18 protein-coding genes and 1 pseudogene are annotated in these 16,594 nt (G+C 47.1%); 5 read left to right on the plus strand and 14 right to left on the minus strand.

All coding sequences use genetic code 11. The features are described from left to right. Window positions 1-59: 59 nt before the first annotated feature. Window positions 60-1,190, minus strand: coding sequence for a M20/M25/M40 family metallo-hydrolase (locus M3650_RS25195; protein ID WP_251578794.1), 1,131 nt, complete (start codon window positions 1,188-1,190; stop codon window positions 60-62). Between the two features lie 80 nt (window positions 1,191-1,270). Between M3650_RS25195 and prli42 the strand changes: the two genes are divergently transcribed. Continuing rightward, entirely contained in the window at window positions 1,271-1,372 is a 102-nt protein-coding gene (gene prli42 / locus M3650_RS25200) for a stressosome-associated protein Prli42 (protein WP_019422885.1), read from the plus strand. 97 nt (window positions 1,373-1,469) lie between these two features. Here prli42 and lipB read toward each other — a convergent pair whose 3' ends face one another. The 5 genes from lipB to lpdA all read right to left on the minus strand — a co-directional run bounded on the left by lipB (window position 1,470) and on the right by lpdA (window position 7,307). Beyond that, a complete protein-coding gene (gene lipB / locus M3650_RS25205; RefSeq protein WP_251578795.1) occupies window positions 1,470-2,189 on the minus strand; it encodes a lipoyl(octanoyl) transferase LipB in 720 nt (239 codons plus the stop codon). Window positions 2,190-2,225: 36 nt separating this feature from the next. Beyond that, window positions 2,226-3,647, minus strand: coding sequence for a dihydrolipoamide acetyltransferase family protein (locus M3650_RS25210; protein ID WP_251578796.1), 1,422 nt, complete (start codon window positions 3,645-3,647; stop codon window positions 2,226-2,228). An 83-nt stretch (window positions 3,648-3,730) separates the two neighbouring features. Further along, window positions 3,731-4,714, minus strand: a complete 984-nt coding sequence (locus M3650_RS25215; protein WP_019422888.1) for an alpha-ketoacid dehydrogenase subunit beta — start codon at window positions 4,712-4,714, stop codon at window positions 3,731-3,733. Beyond that, window positions 4,705-5,736 carry a thiamine pyrophosphate-dependent dehydrogenase E1 component subunit alpha gene (locus M3650_RS25220; protein WP_251578797.1) on the minus strand — a complete coding sequence of 344 codons (1,032 nt, stop codon included), beginning with the start codon at window positions 5,734-5,736 and terminating at the stop codon, window positions 4,705-4,707. Before M3650_RS25220 ends, M3650_RS25215 begins: the two co-directional genes overlap by 10 nt. 143 nt (window positions 5,737-5,879) lie before the next feature. Next, on the minus strand, window positions 5,880-7,307 hold the full coding sequence (gene lpdA, locus M3650_RS25225) for a dihydrolipoyl dehydrogenase (protein ID WP_251578799.1): 1,428 nt from the start codon (window positions 7,305-7,307) through the stop codon (window positions 5,880-5,882). A 243-nt stretch (window positions 7,308-7,550) separates the two neighbouring features. On the opposite strand from lpdA, the gene M3650_RS25230 reads away from it, so the two are divergent. Next, window positions 7,551-7,850: a DUF2627 domain-containing protein gene (locus M3650_RS25230; RefSeq protein ID WP_251578800.1), complete on the plus strand. Its 300-nt coding sequence runs from the start codon at window positions 7,551-7,553 to the stop codon at window positions 7,848-7,850. A gap of 115 nt (window positions 7,851-7,965) precedes the next feature. Here the strand turns inward: M3650_RS25230 and M3650_RS25235 are convergent, their stop codons facing one another. The 3 genes from M3650_RS25235 to M3650_RS25245 all read right to left on the minus strand — a co-directional run bounded on the left by M3650_RS25235 (window position 7,966) and on the right by M3650_RS25245 (window position 10,788). Beyond that, window positions 7,966-9,480: a VanZ family protein gene (locus M3650_RS25235; RefSeq protein WP_251578801.1), complete on the minus strand. Its 1,515-nt coding sequence runs from the start codon at window positions 9,478-9,480 to the stop codon at window positions 7,966-7,968. A gap of 160 nt (window positions 9,481-9,640) precedes the next feature. Continuing rightward, a complete protein-coding gene (locus tag M3650_RS25240) occupies window positions 9,641-10,342 on the minus strand; it encodes an AIM24 family protein (protein WP_251578802.1) in 702 nt (233 codons plus the stop codon). An 11-nt stretch (window positions 10,343-10,353) separates the two neighbouring features. Then, on the minus strand, window positions 10,354-10,788 hold the full coding sequence (locus M3650_RS25245) for a cell envelope integrity protein TolA (protein ID WP_251578803.1): 435 nt from the start codon (window positions 10,786-10,788) through the stop codon (window positions 10,354-10,356). Window positions 10,789-11,179: 391 nt separating this feature from the next. Between M3650_RS25245 and M3650_RS25250 the strand changes: the two genes are divergently transcribed. Together M3650_RS25250 and M3650_RS25255 are read left to right on the plus strand one after the other, a co-directional pair. Next, window positions 11,180-11,464: a hypothetical protein gene (locus M3650_RS25250; protein ID WP_019422896.1), complete on the plus strand. Its 285-nt coding sequence runs from the start codon at window positions 11,180-11,182 to the stop codon at window positions 11,462-11,464. Between the two features lie 324 nt (window positions 11,465-11,788). Continuing rightward, on the plus strand, window positions 11,789-11,974 hold the full coding sequence (locus tag M3650_RS25255) for an Lrp/AsnC family transcriptional regulator (RefSeq protein WP_311295130.1): 186 nt from the start codon (window positions 11,789-11,791) through the stop codon (window positions 11,972-11,974). Between the two features lie 317 nt (window positions 11,975-12,291). Here M3650_RS25255 and M3650_RS25260 read toward each other — a convergent pair whose 3' ends face one another. Next, window positions 12,292-12,597: a hypothetical protein gene (locus M3650_RS25260; protein WP_251578804.1), complete on the minus strand. Its 306-nt coding sequence runs from the start codon at window positions 12,595-12,597 to the stop codon at window positions 12,292-12,294. 544 nt (window positions 12,598-13,141) lie between these two features. On the opposite strand from M3650_RS25260, the gene M3650_RS25265 reads away from it, so the two are divergent. Then, complete coding sequence (locus M3650_RS25265; RefSeq protein WP_251578805.1) at window positions 13,142-13,681, plus strand: GNAT family N-acetyltransferase; 540 nt, start codon at window positions 13,142-13,144, stop codon at window positions 13,679-13,681. A gap of 172 nt (window positions 13,682-13,853) precedes the next feature. Here M3650_RS25265 and M3650_RS25270 read toward each other — a convergent pair whose 3' ends face one another. The 4 genes and pseudogenes from M3650_RS25270 to M3650_RS25285 all read right to left on the minus strand — a co-directional run. Beyond that, window positions 13,854-14,096 carry a DUF4318 domain-containing protein gene (locus tag M3650_RS25270; protein WP_251578807.1) on the minus strand — a complete coding sequence of 81 codons (243 nt, stop codon included), beginning with the start codon at window positions 14,094-14,096 and terminating at the stop codon, window positions 13,854-13,856. A gap of 567 nt (window positions 14,097-14,663) precedes the next feature. Further along, window positions 14,664-15,596: a Tle-like phospholipase domain-containing protein gene (locus M3650_RS25275; protein ID WP_251578808.1), complete on the minus strand. Its 933-nt coding sequence runs from the start codon at window positions 15,594-15,596 to the stop codon at window positions 14,664-14,666. Window positions 15,597-15,716: 120 nt separating this feature from the next. Beyond that, on the minus strand, window positions 15,717-16,070 hold the full coding sequence (locus M3650_RS25280; protein WP_251578809.1) for a hypothetical protein: 354 nt from the start codon (window positions 16,068-16,070) through the stop codon (window positions 15,717-15,719). 367 nt (window positions 16,071-16,437) lie between these two features. Then, window positions 16,438-16,594: pseudogene (locus M3650_RS25285) on the minus strand (IS5/IS1182 family transposase); the annotation flags it as partial.

Here is a 16,594-nt window from a genome sequence, read left to right on the forward strand (position 1 = left end):
GCCGGGCAGAATGGAGCTGTCGTGCTTGCGTTCAGCGTTGTTAAAGTTGTCTGTGCCGATTAGTACTGAGCAGCCTCTTGAATGAGCGCCAAGACAAGCTCGCTCGTCTTCACCAGATCAGATACGTGAATCCGCTCTTTCGTCGTATGGATATCCAAGTAACCGACCGCAAGGTTCACTGTCGGCACGCCCATGCCATTAAAGATGTTCGCATCGCTGCCGCCGCCGGAATGAAATAAGCGAGCGGTAGAGCCGATGCGTTCGACGGCACGCTGCGCCAGCTGCACCACTTCGTCCTTCTCGGTAAAGTTGAATCCCGGATATACGATATCGCTCTTGAATTCCGCACGCGCGCCGCAGTCGGCAGCCGCGCTTTCCAGCGCTTCCTTCATTGCCTTCACTTGCGCTTCCACCTTATGCTGCACGATGCTGCGTGCTTCCGCATCCAATTTTACATAGTCGCACACGATGTTCGTCGCGCCGCCGCCTGCGAATCGACCGATGTTCGCCGTCGTTTCGTGGTCAATCCGTCCCAGCGGCATGCGGGAAATCGCTTTGCTGGCCACTTGAATCGCGCTGATGCCATCTTCCGGATTCACGCCTGCATGCGCGGATTTGCCGTACACTTCCATCGTAATCTTCGCTTGTGTCGGCGCCGCTACCGCAATCGCTCCGATCTCCCCGTTGGAGTCAAGCGCATAACCGAAGTCCGCTTCCAAATGCTTCGCATCCATCGCACGCGCGCCGACGAGGCCAGATTCCTCGCCAACCGTAATGATGAACTGAATTTGTCCGTGCGCCTGATTGTTCTCTTGAATGACCCGGATCGCTTCGAACATAGCGGCAAGACCGGCTTTATCATCTGAACCGAGAATGGTCGTACCGTCGCTGCGAATATAGCCGTCCTCGCCAAGCTGCGGCTTGATTCCGTTGCCTGGTTGCACCGTATCCATGTGGGACGTGAAGAACAAGCGCTTCGCGCCGTCCGTTCCTTCGGTTGCCGGCCAAGTGACAATCAAATTCCCTGCGCCATGACCGGTCGTCCCTGTCGTATCATCTTCCGTAACGCGCAAGCCCAATGCTTCGAATTGTTGCTTCAGCGTATCGCAGATGACACGCTCGTGCTTCGTTTCGCTGTCGATTTTCACCAATTCCATAAAATGTTGCACAAGTCTTTCCTGTTGGACCATTTCGCTTTCCTCCAGACGATTTCTTAGTTAAAATAGTGAGAAGTGCATCATGTATTGCGTAGAAAGGAGTTCTTTATACCGTGAAATCAACTAAATGGTTTAAAATTGTGGTTTACCTCATGCTGGCTGCCATGATCGGGTCGACCTTATTTGCCCTGATTGAACCTTTCATATTCGGTTAGACTGGGAGCCGCATCATACAGAGCAAGCAGCTTATGGGACAAGCCATGCATTCATGCATGGCTTCTCTTATATTTCGCGTAATGCGCTCAGACAGGCTTATTGCAGCTGCGTCCTGATGAGCGCGCGCTCAAAGCCCAGCACTTGTGTGACATGCGGCAGCAGCATCTGTCCTACCTGGTTCACGGAGAAGGTCTGACCTGTGCAATCCTCCAATGAGGTGACGCCATATTCGCTTATCCCGCAAGGGATAATTCCGCTAAAGCCTTCATGCTGTATGCCGCTCTTTACGTTCAGGGCAAAGCCGTGACTCGTCACGAATCCACGACGGTGGCGGCAGCGGTTGAACTTGACGCCGATGGCAGCAATCTTCAGATTTCCCACCCATACGCCAGTATACTCCGGTTTACGGCTGCCTTCGATGCCGAACGTTCCCAGAAATTGAATGATGGCTTCTTCCAAAGAACGCAAATAGCCGTGCAAATCGAGCTGAGGACCTTCAAGCAACAGCAAAGGGTATCCTACCAATTGCCCTGGACCATGGTATGTAATATCCCCTCCGCGATCGATTTCATAGACCGCGATTCCTTGCTGCTGCAGCTGTTCCGGACTGAGCAGCAGATGCTCGGGATGGCGCTGCGAGCCGATGGTATAGGTCGGAGGATGCTCCAGAAGGAGCAATGAATCTTGCTCCGTACCGTCATCGATAGCGTGCACCAATTCTTTTTGCTTATCCCAAGCGGCCCCATAGTCGATTCGATCCAAATAGTGAACGTTTATAGCTTTTCCTGAGCTTATCATTACCTTGTTAGGGTTCATCGTCTCACGCTTTCTTCTGTCGATTCGTGCCCGTGCTTAATATACCTTCGTATCCAGCGAATAGCCTTCCAGGTTCTCCTTGACGCGCTGCAGGAAGCGCCCGCAGATTACGCCATCCAAGATGCGGTGATCCAAGGACAGACACATATTGGCCATAGAGCGGACGGCAATCATATCGTTGATGACGACAGGCTTCTTCACAATGGATTCAAAGGTCAAAATAGCTGCTTGCGGGTAATTAATAATCGGATAAGACAGAATCGATCCGAACGACCCCGTGTTATTAACGGTGAACGTGCCGCCTTGCATATCGTCGAGCCGCAAGCGTCCCTCCCGTGTCTTGCGGGCCAATTCCTCAATTTCACGCGCCAACCCGGCAATGTTTTTCTGATCCGCCTGCTTGATGACAGGCGTCAATACCGAATCCTCTGTGCCCACTGCCAAAGACAAATTGATATCGCGCTTTACGATAATTTTGTCAACTGCCCAGTGGGAATTCATAATCGGATAATCTTTAATCGCATTAACTATAGCTTTCAGGACAAACGCCAAGTAAGTTAAGTTGATCCCTTCTTTGCGTTTGAATTCATCTTTTATTTTGCTCCGCAGCAGCACCAGGTTCGTCACATCAACTTCGATCATCGTCCACGCGTGCGGGATTTCCGATACGCTTTGACGCATATTTCTCGCAATAGTTTGACGAATCGGAGTCACGTCAATAAACGATTCCCCATGTCCCGCTCTGTCCCGTCCTTCGACTTCAATCGATGGAATGCGCGGCGTCTCGCCAAGATGAAGCCCTGAATGACGTACCGTCACATTTGCCTCCATGGAGCCCCTATTCGCATCACTTCCTTGCGAAAGCTGACTGCTGCTGACTGACGCGAAGGGAGACGCCGTGGCCGTCCCACGGCCTGCTGCTGGTGTCGTCGCAGAAGCGGCATGCGCCGAAGTCTGCGGCTTCATCGTAGCCACTGCATGGGACTCGATCGCAGCCATCACGTCTTTGCGCGTAATGCGTCCTCCCTGCCCTGTTCCGTTCACGCTTAGCAAGTCAACACCATGCTCCTGCGCCAGACGTTGTACGGCTGGTGAATACCGCTGCCGCATTTCCTGGCCTTGAGCCGTCCCGCTAATCGTCGTCCCCGCTGGAATCGATGGTGTTGCCTCTACTGCTGCTGGAGCAGCCGCTGCCAGTGCTGGAGCTCCTTCCGGCAGCACACGGCAAATTACGGCGCCGACAGCGACCGTATCACCTTCCTGCGCCAAGATTTCGATCATGACCCCAGCTTCCGTTGCTGGAATCTCTGCTACGACCTTGTCAGTGAGCACTTCACAGATCGGTTCGTACGCATCGAACGATTCGCCGGGACGCTTTAACCATTTCCCGATTGTAGCTTGCACGAGTGATTCCGCGAGCTGCGGCATGGTTACTTCTTTTACATTGTCTGAAGACATTGTTTCTCACTCCCGTTCTTGAACCGACAGAGGAACAGCAGGATGCTGACGCTCCCGTGTCCTCGATCGATAGTTCCCGTTCATTAGAATAGCGCCAGCTGACGCATCGCTTCTTTTACTTTATCCTTGCTTAACATAAAGAACTTCTCCAATGGAGGACTGAACGGCATTGCCGGAATATCCGGTCCGCACAGCCGCTTGATTGGAGCATCCAAATCATACAGCAGTTCCTCTGAAATGATAGCAGACACTTCGGCGCCCACTCCGCCTGTCTTATTATCTTCATGAATGATGAGAACCTTGCCTGTCTTCGCTGCAGCCTCAAGAATGGCTTCACGATCGAGCGGCTGGATGGTGCGCAGATCGAGGATGTGCGCGCTAATGCCTTCTTTCGCCAACTCCTCTGCAGCCTGAAGGGCATAGTGAAGCGGCAGGCTGTAGCCAATAACGGTAATATCCGTCCCTTCGCGCAGTACATTCGCCTTACCGATAGGCACAATATAATCGTCGTCCGGAACGTCTCCTGTAATCATCCGATAGCACTTCTTATTCTCAAAAAAGATGACCGGATCGGGATCGCGCACCGCGGCTTTTAACAATCCTTTCGCATCGTAAGCCGTGGCCGGAGCAACAATCTTGAGTCCCGGCGTCCCGAAAAAGACTGATTCTGGACATTGAGAATGATATAATCCGCCTGCCACTCCGCCGCCGATAGGGGCTCGGATAACTAAAGGACACGTCCAATCGTTGTTGGAACGGTAGCGAATCTTGGCCGCTTCGCTAATGATCTGGTTCGTTGCCGGGAACATGAAGTCCGAATATTGCATTTCCGCAATCGGCTTCATCCCAACCATGGCCGCACCGATAGCGACCCCGGCAATTGCCGATTCGGCCAGTGGCGTATCCAACGCACGCTCCTCACCGAATTGCTCATACAGCCCTTTCGTTGTGGTGAAGACGCCGCCCTTCACGCCGACATCCTCCCCAAGCACGAACACTTCGCTATCGCGCTCCATCTCTTCTTTCATCGCCAGTCGAATGGCGTCGATATATTCCATTACTGCCATGTTCCGCGTTCCTCCTCTGCGTAGACATGTGTCAATGCATCTTCCGGCTGTGGAAATGAAGCCTGTTCCCCATAAGCCGTCGCATCGTCGATAATGGCTTTCAATTCCGCAAGCAGCTTGGCCTCATCTTCTTCCGACCAAATGCTGCATTCCATCAAATACGCTTTATAGCGAGGTATTCCGTCCTTCTCCCAATTCGCGTCGACTTCTTCCTTCGTCCGATAAGCCAAGTCGTTGTCTGAAGTGGAGTGAGGCGATAATCGGTACATCATCGCTTCGATCAGCGTCGGTCCTTCACCGCGCACCGCCCGTTCACGCGCTTCTTTCATGACGCGAAATACTTCCAGCACATCACAGCCGTCGACGCGCACTCCTGGGAATCCGTAGCCTAGCGCCCGATCGCTAATTCGACCGGCCACCTGCTTGGCGATAGGCACCGAAATCGCATATTGGTTGTTCTCAACCATGATGATAGCCGGTACTTTGTGGACTCCTGCAAAGTTGCAGCCTTCATGAAAATCTCCCTGATTGCTAGAGCCTTCTCCCAAGGTGACGAAGGACACCGAATCTTCCTTACGCATCTTGGCGGCAAGCGCTATGCCTACAGCGTGCGGAACCTGAGTCGTTACTGGACTGGAGCTGGTAACGATACGCAGCCGTTTGCAGCCGAAGTGGCCCGGCATTTGGCGTCCGCCGCTGTTCGGATCCTGCACTTTCCCGAACAGGGCAAGCATTAATTCGCGCACGGTCATGCCGACAGACAGCACGAAGCCGTAATCGCGGTAATATGGCAAGAAATAGTCTTTATTCTGGTCAAGGGCAAATGCGGCTGCGACTTGGGCCGCTTCTTGGCCGATGCCGGAGACATGGAAGTTAATTTTCCCGGCACGCTGCAGCAGCAACGCGCGTTCGTCATATTTACGGGCAAGCACCATCATGCGGTACATTTCAATGGCTTGCGCATTCGTTAATCCGAGTTCTTCATGCTTCATCTTCTGACGAACAGTCACGTCAGGCGTCATGGAGTCATCCTCCTTTAATATCAACGTAATCCATCCATTCCGGTCAAGCAATTCATTACATAATACCAGGTACTAAGACTTGAGCCTAACACTATTATAACCTTAACCTTTTGAAAAAGAAAACGTCAGATCCGTCCAGCTTGTCACATGCTTAACGATCGCCCTTCCATCGCCAACATCGCTTCTCCCATAATTTCAGACAGAGACGGATGCGGATGAATGACATGGCCCATTTCCCATGGCGTGGCATCCAGCCATTTGGCCACTGCCGCCTCGCCAATCAATTCGGTAGCATGCGGACCGACAATATGAACACCAAGCAAGTCGTTGCTCTTCGCGTCGGCGATCACTTTCACAAATCCGTCCGTTTCCCCGTGCACGATGGCCTTGCCAATCGCTTGAAACGGCATTTTGCTCACTTGAATATCCATTCCGGCTGCTCTCGCTTCCTTCTCCGTCCAACCTATAGAAGCCGCTTCCGGCATCGAGTAGATACAACGCGGAATACGACGGTAATCGAGGGAAATAGCTGCCTGTCCATTGAAGTGGCTAACTGCGGCGAGCGCTTCTGCGGAGGCTGCATGGGCAAGCTGGAGTCCGCCAATCACATCGCCAATCGCATATATATGTGATTCATTCGTCTGCATCCATTCATTGACTCGGATGAATCCATCCGCAGACTCGATTCCTGAATTTTCCAGTCCGATATTTTCAATATTGGCTTGTCTGCCTATACATACGAGAAGCTTGTCTGCAATTATGCTAGATGTCTCTCCACCCACTTCAACGAGCAAATGCACCTCGCCGGCAGCTTCATCCACATGTATTTCTTCAGGTTGTATTTTCGCTTGCGTATGTATACGGGCCCCTCGCTTCTTCAACTGCCGCTCAAGCTCGTGCGAGGTGTCTTCATCCTCCTGCGGCACGATATGCGAGGCAGCTTCGATGACATCCACCTCCACGCCGAAATCGACGAGCATGGACGCCCATTCCATTCCGATAACTCCGCCTCCCACGATGGCGACGCGACGTGGCAAAGCCGTCCATTCCAGCGCCTCATCCGTCGTCACCACATAGGTTCCATCTACTTGAAGTCCTGGTAATGCACGCGGTCTTGAACCTGTCGCTATAATCAACTGCTTCGGAACGAGCGTCACCGCTTCTCCGTTATCACACTCAACGGCTACTGAGCCGCTCTTCGGCGAAAAAATAGACGGCCCCATAACTCGTCCATTGCCTTGGATGACTTCGATATGGTGCTTGCGCATCAGGAATTGCACTCCGCGATGCAGTTGCTCGACGACTTCCTGCTTCCGGGATTGCACGCGCTCAAAGTTCAGCTTCACCCCTTCGATCTCGATACCGAACGTGCTGCTATTCTGTGCTTGTCTATATAATTCTGCGCTCCGCAATAGTGCTTTGCTCGGTATGCAGCCGCGATGCAGGCAGGTTCCGCCCAGCTTCTCCCGTTCGATGACAACTACCTTCTTCCCTGCTTGCGAAGCCGCGATTGCTGCAATATATCCACCCGTTCCGCCACCGAGTATGGCGACGTCCACTTGTTTTGTCATTGATCAACACTCCTTTAGACGATATTTCCGCTATAAGCGCATGTTCAAAAAGGAACTTTCTGAACAACCTCTATAAAACGTACAACTCCAATGGTTCTATTGTACTCTCTTTTTGTTCACCCGCCAAACATGTTTCCCAGATGCGCACACCAGCAGGAGCAGGAAAGATTAGACATGTGCTGCAAATCACGGTAAGATAGGGGGTGATACGAATCTAACAATGAACTGACAGGTGATATCATTATGAAGCAGACGCATGTCATCACTCGTTTTATCGCCATATTGTTGCTTGTCCTGCCAGGCATAGCGGCTACATACGGCTTTCTCGTTATAAAAAATGTCATCTTCCAATACATCGCCGACAAAGGGAATGATGCAATCGCCAACCCGGCATTCGGATGGTTGTCGCTTTTAGGCGGACTTGTGCTGTTCCTCATTGGCGCAGGCTTTATAGGCGGATGGATCTTCTATCGTGACCGCAAGCGCAACTATGTGGCGGCCCGCTTCCGCAAGAAGCGGCCCAAGCCCGCTTCATTGAAATAATAAAGGCCCCTTCCATTCGACTTGACTCGTGGGAAGGGGCCTTACTCTATGGATAGGGCGGTTGCGCCTTTCGTCCGTAAGAGTCCGCCCTGTCTGCGCGGCTAGAGCTCCCGCTTTACTTGCCTTTGTCTTCGTCAGCTGGACGGTCCCCGGCAGTACGTTGTGTGCCACCGCTTGTTAATCCATCCTGCTCGGAGCCTGCCGGCGTTGAACCCGATTGCGCCAACTTCGCCTTCAGTCTGGCGAGTTCCTGAGCGATGAACTCCTCTTTTGAGAGCTGTTCCCGCTCGGTACGTTCAGATTCCATTTCGCTCGTTGACGGCAGTTCCTGCGCATCGTGAAGCGGCTCTTCATTTGTATCGTTATACGATGTGTCAGGAGAACGTTTCGTCGCCTCCTCATTCATCGTTTCTTCTTTTTCTGGAGTGGTCGGCAGCAGATCCATATCGCGCAGCATGCGCTCCGGTATCATAATGACGTTTCGAGTGCCGCTTATTTTTTCGTAGAAAAGACGCTTATCTTTTTTAAACAAATGAAGCAAGAGATGAATGAACAGCACTCCATTGAAAATGAGCCACGCCAAGAAAATCGCTACCATAACAAGAGGGGAATCCATCACTTCGTTGAAATTCAATACATACCAGAACACGTAGTTGATGCCGCCAACACCGAAATAGAGAATCCCGTACCGTTTGAGCAATCCAGAGAAGGATACGACACGTTGTTGTTCTTCTGAATCCAATCGGTCTTCTTGCAGATGAATCCGTGTCACCCATTTACCGAACGTCTTGCCTTCCGTAAATAGCGGCAGCACAATGAAGTAGATGAATATGCCCGCTGCCAAATAAATAGGATTCATGCTTAGTAAATCGAATTTCGCCATTCTTTCTTTATATACTAGAGCAGTGAACACGATGTACACGCAGCCCATCACGATGGACAAGACTATTGAATCGAGCCATACGGCGATACCTCTGCGGATAAATCCAACCGGCTTGCTCTTCAAATCGACTTTATCGTCCAATTGATGCGAACGAGGCAGGAAATACGTAATCAGTGGCGCCAACAAAAATCCGGCCATACCGCCTAACGTATTCAGAAGCAGATCATCCACGTCAAACAAGCGATACGGACAGTCGTAAATGCCATACAACCCGGTACGCTGCGTTACTTCAAAGAACAAGGATACCAGCAATGCAATCACGGTCGTCTGCAAGAAGGAGCGGCGGAAGTAATAGCGCAAGTACACTCCTAGCGGCAGTGTCAGCACCATATTAAACGCCGCTTGAAAAAATGCCCGCTCCTGCAACAAATAGACATAGGTGCTCGGATGTGACCATTCAACTCTGGATTCTTTCACAATATCGCGAACGAATTGAAACGGCCTCAGCTGCTCAAATACGGCGCTCGACCGCTCCACGCAATTATGTGTCTGCGCAGGCAGCGGCAAAATGACGAGATAAAAAGCGGAAATAAAATAAAGCAGCATGGAATACAGCACGAGAGAACGCACTTTATTAACGTAGCCGTATTTGCGGTATTGCACGATAAGAAACGGGAGCGTCAAAAAAAGCGCTACGAAAGGAAATGTAATGAGGGCAATCTTAATCGGAAACAAATATGTGTTCATGAATAATCCTTCCTATATCAAATTGTCGCAAAAATTAATGTACCGACTTCACAGGCGGTTGTCAACCTTTTATAATTGACGCAATAAAACAAATAACCGCCCTTCATTAGCCTTCGTAATGATCTAATGAACGAGCGGTACCTATGTATTCGGATCCGGTCTAACGAATGAATATCCCGCCAAACGGTATCGTCTCCCTCATGATTCTTTTAACCAAGCCGTCCCCTTCTAAATCATGCTCCAATTGACGATCGTTTATGTTCGTTTGCAGCAGGACATGCCCTGTTCCGGTTATTTCCCATTGGACATTCATGTTCTGGCTCGCTATGGAATTACCGTACACGCACGGCTTCAACGTCGCATTCTCAGGATAGGCGACAAGGCAGCCGATATTCACATAGGTGGGTTGCTCTGGATGCAGCTGCATCGAATACAAGGGACCGTTCGACAAGATGCCTAACAATCCATCGTCAGCATGGAACTTCATCTTTACGATTTCTTTTGTAATGAGCACATTTTTCAACTTTTGGATGCGCCGCTCTACATGAATGCCTTCGGTGTAGAACAGAATATGCTTCCATTCAAACAGCAGATCGCTGCCCTCCGTAATATGCAATGTCTTTAAGCAATAACCGTTCGGCAAGCCGAGCATAACGGTAGACGGTCCACTGATTCTAGATTGTATAAATTTGCGTTTGCGGTACATCCCGGCAATGTCCATGAACCGATCCTCACGATTGGCGGAATTGCCTTGGAAGGCGATAATTTGCCGCGGGTGCAAAATATAAACGGCCTCATCCCCGCTCAGATGCAGGGAAGTCATCTGTGCATGCAATTCTTGGGCTTCTTGAATGACTTCCATCAGCTTCTCCTTTATTTCATCGTTCGGCGCCAGACAAAGATACGCAGTACCCGGGTCATAATAATATATAGCAGAACCAGACCAATCCCTGTAAATACAGTAATCATAATCCGGCGAAATTGCAGCTTCTCCTGCAGCTTCGCTTCCACATCTTTCTGCTCCCATTGATCAATGCGCTGGAGCAATTGCTCATTTTGCTGCCTGAGCGATTCGTTCTCGGCCTGCAATTGCTGCTGCATGGCGTCGGACTGACGTTTTGCATCCTCAAGTGACTGCCGTGTTTCTTCATATTGCTGCTTCATCTTGTCAAAATCAGCCGGAAGCTCTGACAGCTTCTGCAGGAATCCAGCATGAGCGGACGGACTGGGAACAAGGAACATAATACTAAAAAAGAGCAGCATACTTAGCCATAATGCCGGCCTTTCCCTTTTTTTTCTTGGTTGCATACCATCCGCCTCCTTTTGAGATGAATTCAACTATTCACCTATCAATCGACAATTTCCATCAACATTATAGCATATCTTTGTCGGTTGAAAAGGAAATGTAAGGTTACAAAATCGTTAGATAACAGTTGATTTTTTGGGGAAATGGTCAACCACCGGAACCTTTTACAGCACTTTTGCTTACTATATCAGTAATGCAGGACTCATAAGGGGGAACCGTGATGCGTGATGAGGATCAACGAAAAGTACTGCTTATTGTCGTCATTTTATTAGTTATTGTTTTCTCATCCGGTCTTGTGGAACCTATACCTGAACCAAAAGAAACCGTCTCTTAACATGTTTGCAATAGATTCGTCAATCCAACATGGATAATTTGACAAGAAGGTGAGTGTCAGTGACCTTTTCGAAAGGACGGCAAAAAAAATGTAACGATAAAAATAAAAACAATAAAAAAAAAAGCAGTACCCCAAAACTGACTGTCGATCAGATCGCGGTCATCGCCGCCTTGTTAACAAATTCACTTAAAGTGCAGTCAATCCTCGTTGACCGAGATCAAGCAGTGGAAGTGCTGCTTATCGGATCTCTCCGCAAAAAGACACAAATGGATCAGCTTGTTGAGCAAATAAGCGACCTCTCCATCGGAGATTTTTTAGACAGCTTGAACAATCTAAAAAAATAATGGGGCGGCATCAATATATCTGGCTATTGTCGTGCAGAAGCAACTTCTGATTGTTCGCCCTGCTTTATACGAAACGGGGACAAGCCTGTTTACTTTTTAATGGAGAATATTACTTTTGGTTGCTGATGATTAGGGCGGGCAGAAGACGAGCGGAAGAAATCGTTAGAGCCGATTTCTTATCATGAGCGCATGCGTCCGGATGTCGGTCACTTTGCATTCATAAGCGACGTAGGCATCCGTCAGCACCGGCACATTGACTTCACGACCTTCTTCAAATTGATCAGAAGAATTTGCTGGAAGAATGCACGATAATCTATAACTTCAATTGGTAAGTGTGTAGGGTTAACCCAGCCGGCAGTGACGGAACGTGTCCGTCGATTAGAGGAAAACGGGATAATTACGGATTACCGTACGGTGGTCTCCCATGAAAAAATGGGAATGAATACGGTGGCTTTTATGCTCTTTCGTACAACACAATGCAATTCATTTATGACTATTGTCACCAATTGATTACAAATTGCTGGTTTTAGAAGAGAATGACTAATTATGGTCATTGAAGGAGATTAAGTTGCCTATAATAAGAGCCGCGTTTTCCTTGCATCGTGGAAACACTATCCACTTCGAGAAACTTGAAATACGGAGCACATCTTCGCGACACGGAGCTGAAAGTGGTGTTAGTATACAAATCCGTAGATCAGCGCCGGTCCTTTGCGAAGTAGTGCATTACCTTTTTTAGAATTACGTTCTCTTCTTCAACGTGTCTCGAATCTTTTTCTATAGTTCATGCATTGCTTGGTGTCGGGCTTCAAATAGACTACTACCGACAATCAAACCACTACTATTTTATATACGGTGTCTAATTTTCCACCCAGTCTTTTATTTAAAGGGACTTTAATATCTCTAGCTAATTCTTTAAAAAAGATAACTGCGTCACATTTCACGTTTTCAGCCACCACGGTTATAACACCTTCTGCAACAATATTCTGATTAAGCTCAGTGGGAACAGTAACATCAATCGGATAGTGCTTTGCTAATGTTTTACTATATCTAGCGAATATCTCAATTAATTCTTCATTATTGAATTTTTCTATTGCCGTTTTTCCTTTATTAGTAAAAACCAAATTAATTTTCATTTTCATATTTCCCCTTTTCTATTTAGTTCAAAACCGAAATCAGTACTTGGCAGGATGACGTAAGGCGGAAAATAGAAAAAATCTGCTTTTCCTTTATTGTTGTAAGCACCACACCAACAAAAAAAAGGAGCGAACAGATGCATTATTAGTATATCAATCTTTTGCTGAACTTGCCAGAGGTTCTGGTTATCCAAATCATACTTGTAAGCCAAACGAGCAGCCAGGATTGGTTCTTAGGGATAGATGATGGCAATTTAGTCGGAAGTTAGACATGTCATATTCACGCGATAACGCTTCAAAGGCGGCGGCTGTACGGAAACGATTTACGATAGACCGCTAACCTTTTCCAGAGGGCGGTCTATTTCTTTTTGTGCAGGACAAATGGTATTTACCTTATCAGTATATCAAAGTAAAATAATATTATTCGCGAAGTTCGTGAATAGCACATCTCTATCAATGTTTATGTGTTTCTTGATTAAGACATTCGCAGAAATTGATGCAGAAGGTTTTAACCAGTAATTCTAATAATAATGGAGGGTATTTTGTGGAGATATTTGGAGAGAAACTATTGCTGTCAAGGATTTCTGTTAATGATTTAGATTTCATTTGCAGGTTAGAATGTGATAAGAACTTATGGTGTTTTGAAGAAGATGTGCCGTCGGATGAACAAGTTGTTCGAGAAAAATATCTGCATAAAATCAATGAAAGCGACCAAACGAGCAGTTATGATTTTATTGTAAGTATTGCAACGGATAAAAGGAAAACGCCCATCGGTTTAGCGCAAGTTTGGAGCTATATCGAATATAGAAAAAGCTGGGAAATAGGGTATGCCATACTTCCGGAATATGGGGGTAAGGGTTACGGAAGTGAAGCGGCCACACTTTTATTGAAATTCGCATTTGAACATTTACATGCCCATAAAGTGGTTGGAATGTGCAATTCAAATAATACTCGTTCCTCATCACTTATGGAACATATTGGAATGACAAAGGAAGCTGTTTTTAAAGAGGAGCTTTTTTGGCAAAATCAATGGACTGATCAATATTATTTTTCAATTCTGGAAAAAGAGTTTTTCGCAAACTAATATATTCATTCAACGGTATGTGAATGATGAGTTTTCATAAATGCAGTCCGCTCTTCGTCAACGTGACGGTATCCTCTGCGTTATTCTCCCGTCTTACGCTCAAGGAATGTAAACGGTTGCCCGACAAGAAGGAGTGCAACCGATACAGAAAAAAGAAACAATCATTGTGGTATTAACTCTCTTTGAAATGAAGCACAAAGCCTGGTCTTCCTGCATTTTCAACTTGGCATTTATAAACAACATTATCTATAGAAATAACTGCAGGTCTATCATATTTGACAAACTCATATGTTACCTTTTCTTTCATACAATAACGTTCAATTTCATCTAAAAATTCTTGTTTATTTTTTGGAAGTTGATCCAATTCAACCGTAAAACCTTTCTTCAAAAGCTTTTTCCAAAGATTTTTCATCATGATTGTATCCCCTCTTTTATAATTGATTACTTCTAATAATTCTATTATACACTATCTTTTATTACTTCATTAATTTTCATCACAACACTTCTTTCTTTATGTATCCGCAAACGCTCCGTCGGTATCACGTAGGCTCCGTTTTTATAACGGGGCTTGTTCGCTATTATAAATAAGAAGAAACCCGGTTGATAAGAGTCTGAATCGGGGGATAACAAGAACAAATGTTCTTATTTAAAGGTGGTTAATGAGGAGCAACAACGGTGGAACTCGAATTGATAAAATCGTATCTTTTACTCCCGATTATTCTGTCAGTATTCGAACGCGACTCGAACTCATCAAGGAGTCATTCAAAACTCCGGGACCGTATACGGAGATGATTACGCATTGGATTGTACAACGACGGTGCTTTCGGATGTTCGACGGGAGTTTCGGAAACGCGGTATAAAGGTGTGCGAAGTCACGCGGGATGGTACCGGAGTTTACTGAGTCGTGGATTCGGGGATGTCGAGAAATATACGCCCACCGACGTATGATTACGTTACGTCAGTGGGCGACATTTACATATACTCAGTTTTTCGGAATTTTAATATCCCCCAGACCGGTATATTTCTGACCATAAAAACCTAAAATTGAGTGGACATTGTGGTATCCTTGTTTGCCTATTTTTATAGTCTGACCAATATGTCCGTTAAAAGCTATGTGACTAACTGGATCACCATATGTTACATAGTTTAAAGGTATACTGTATTTACTCACTTTTGACCAATCATTTTTTGCTATTAAAGCCTGGTAGTCTTCCTGACCTTTAAGATTCGGATTCCAAAAGCCGGGCGCGTTAAATGTCACAGCGTTAAGTAATCTTGCTCTTGGAATTAATCTCTTTTCTCTTATATGATATACCATGTTTTGAGCTAGCCAACCACCTAGTGAATGGCCAGTTAGCGTAATATTATCGTTAGGAAACTCTTTAGCTATTTTTTGAACAAATCCCTTAGCAGGCAACACTTGTATGTTCCTTCCTTTATTGTCCAAGGTCATGTCAATATCTGTATTTATGTCTCTTATGTCACTCGTACCCCGGAACGCTATTACAACTTCATCTTTAAAGCGATTTTTAAATGCGATTGCATCCATCCCATATGGGTGATTAATGGAAGCCACAATAGACCAATCCCCCATTGCATCAAACGAAGTTACTTTTTCCGGATAATTCAATTTGTTGATTTCTTTTTTTAATGCGATTAAACCAGGGTTACTTTCGGCAACATTTCGCAACTTACCTCTGGCAGTTCCAAACTCAAAGTACGCATAATGACTCAACTTCATCAACTCTAAGGTACTAGCGTACCCCGAAGCAGCAAAACTTGTACCCACTTTGAAACTTGACAATAAAGTGAGAAACATGACTACAGCAAGTGAAACCATCGTAATTCTTTTCAAAACACCAACCACCTTCATTTTTATTTTCCATCTACCTAAATAAACAGATACTAATCTCATTCTACCGATGGTTGATTTTACCTTTTGATTTCATCTTACAATAACCTTACATTAGATTCGCTTTGTTCTGCGTCAACTCTCTTCGTTTGGCACCGATGCTTCCGGATACATTTCCAGCAATCACCTAATCGCAACGACAGAGTGGACCGTCCGTCCATCCCCGCAAAGTTTCACGTCACCGCAACGCATCTGTGACGAACCACTCCCGTCGAGGAAACGCCGTCTATCAACGTACCATTTCCGATCTTCTCCTTCACTGCTGCGCGGAACTGTGCCGCCGTACACGTCGTATTCGTTACGACGGCCCATACGTTTAATCCTAGCCATAAACGAACGCAGTCCGGTATACTTTCCCGGCCATGCTCGGCATGTTCTGCGTCTTAGCAACGCGGTCCCATTCGAAGTCATTCCGCCAGCGACATCGAAGCCCACCTTACGCCCAATATCGCGAACGGTCGGATACGACGATTTCATCCGCTGAGCTAACGACCTGTACGGAGTATTACCGGGCGGCTGCGAGAGCAATTCCGATTTGTTCGTCCATCGCGCGGAGGATGTCGGCTTGCTTGTCGGGATGAGCGTTAAGGACTGCCGATATCACTGCGGATAGTTCCGGGACTGGATCGGATATGTCGATGGTGAGTTCGAGTAGCTGTCGTAACTTTATGCGTTTACCCTTTCGTGACAAAAGAAAAAGCCCGCGACATTATGGCGAGGCCACTGAAAAACACAGCTTTTGTACGTAACCGAAAGTGAACACATCAAAAAATACGATTTTCATTCAGATTTCACGAATGAAAATCGTATTTTTTGCTTACTGTCCCACTAGAGGTGAGCATTTTCAACCCATAAGCTTCAGTATTCGCTTTACATTAACCGCAAATATCGCCATTGCCCCCTGAATCTCCATGCCAACCAGACCCGAGGAGGACGCAACGTCGTACCCGTGTCTATGCTTAAGTTCACTGTTCTTGGCCTCAATCTTGTATCGTTCTTTA

Source organism: Paenibacillus sp. MER TA 81-3 (assembly GCF_023713585.1).
GTDB classification, from domain to species: Bacteria; Bacillota; Bacilli; order Paenibacillales; family Paenibacillaceae; genus Paenibacillus_B; species Paenibacillus_B profundus.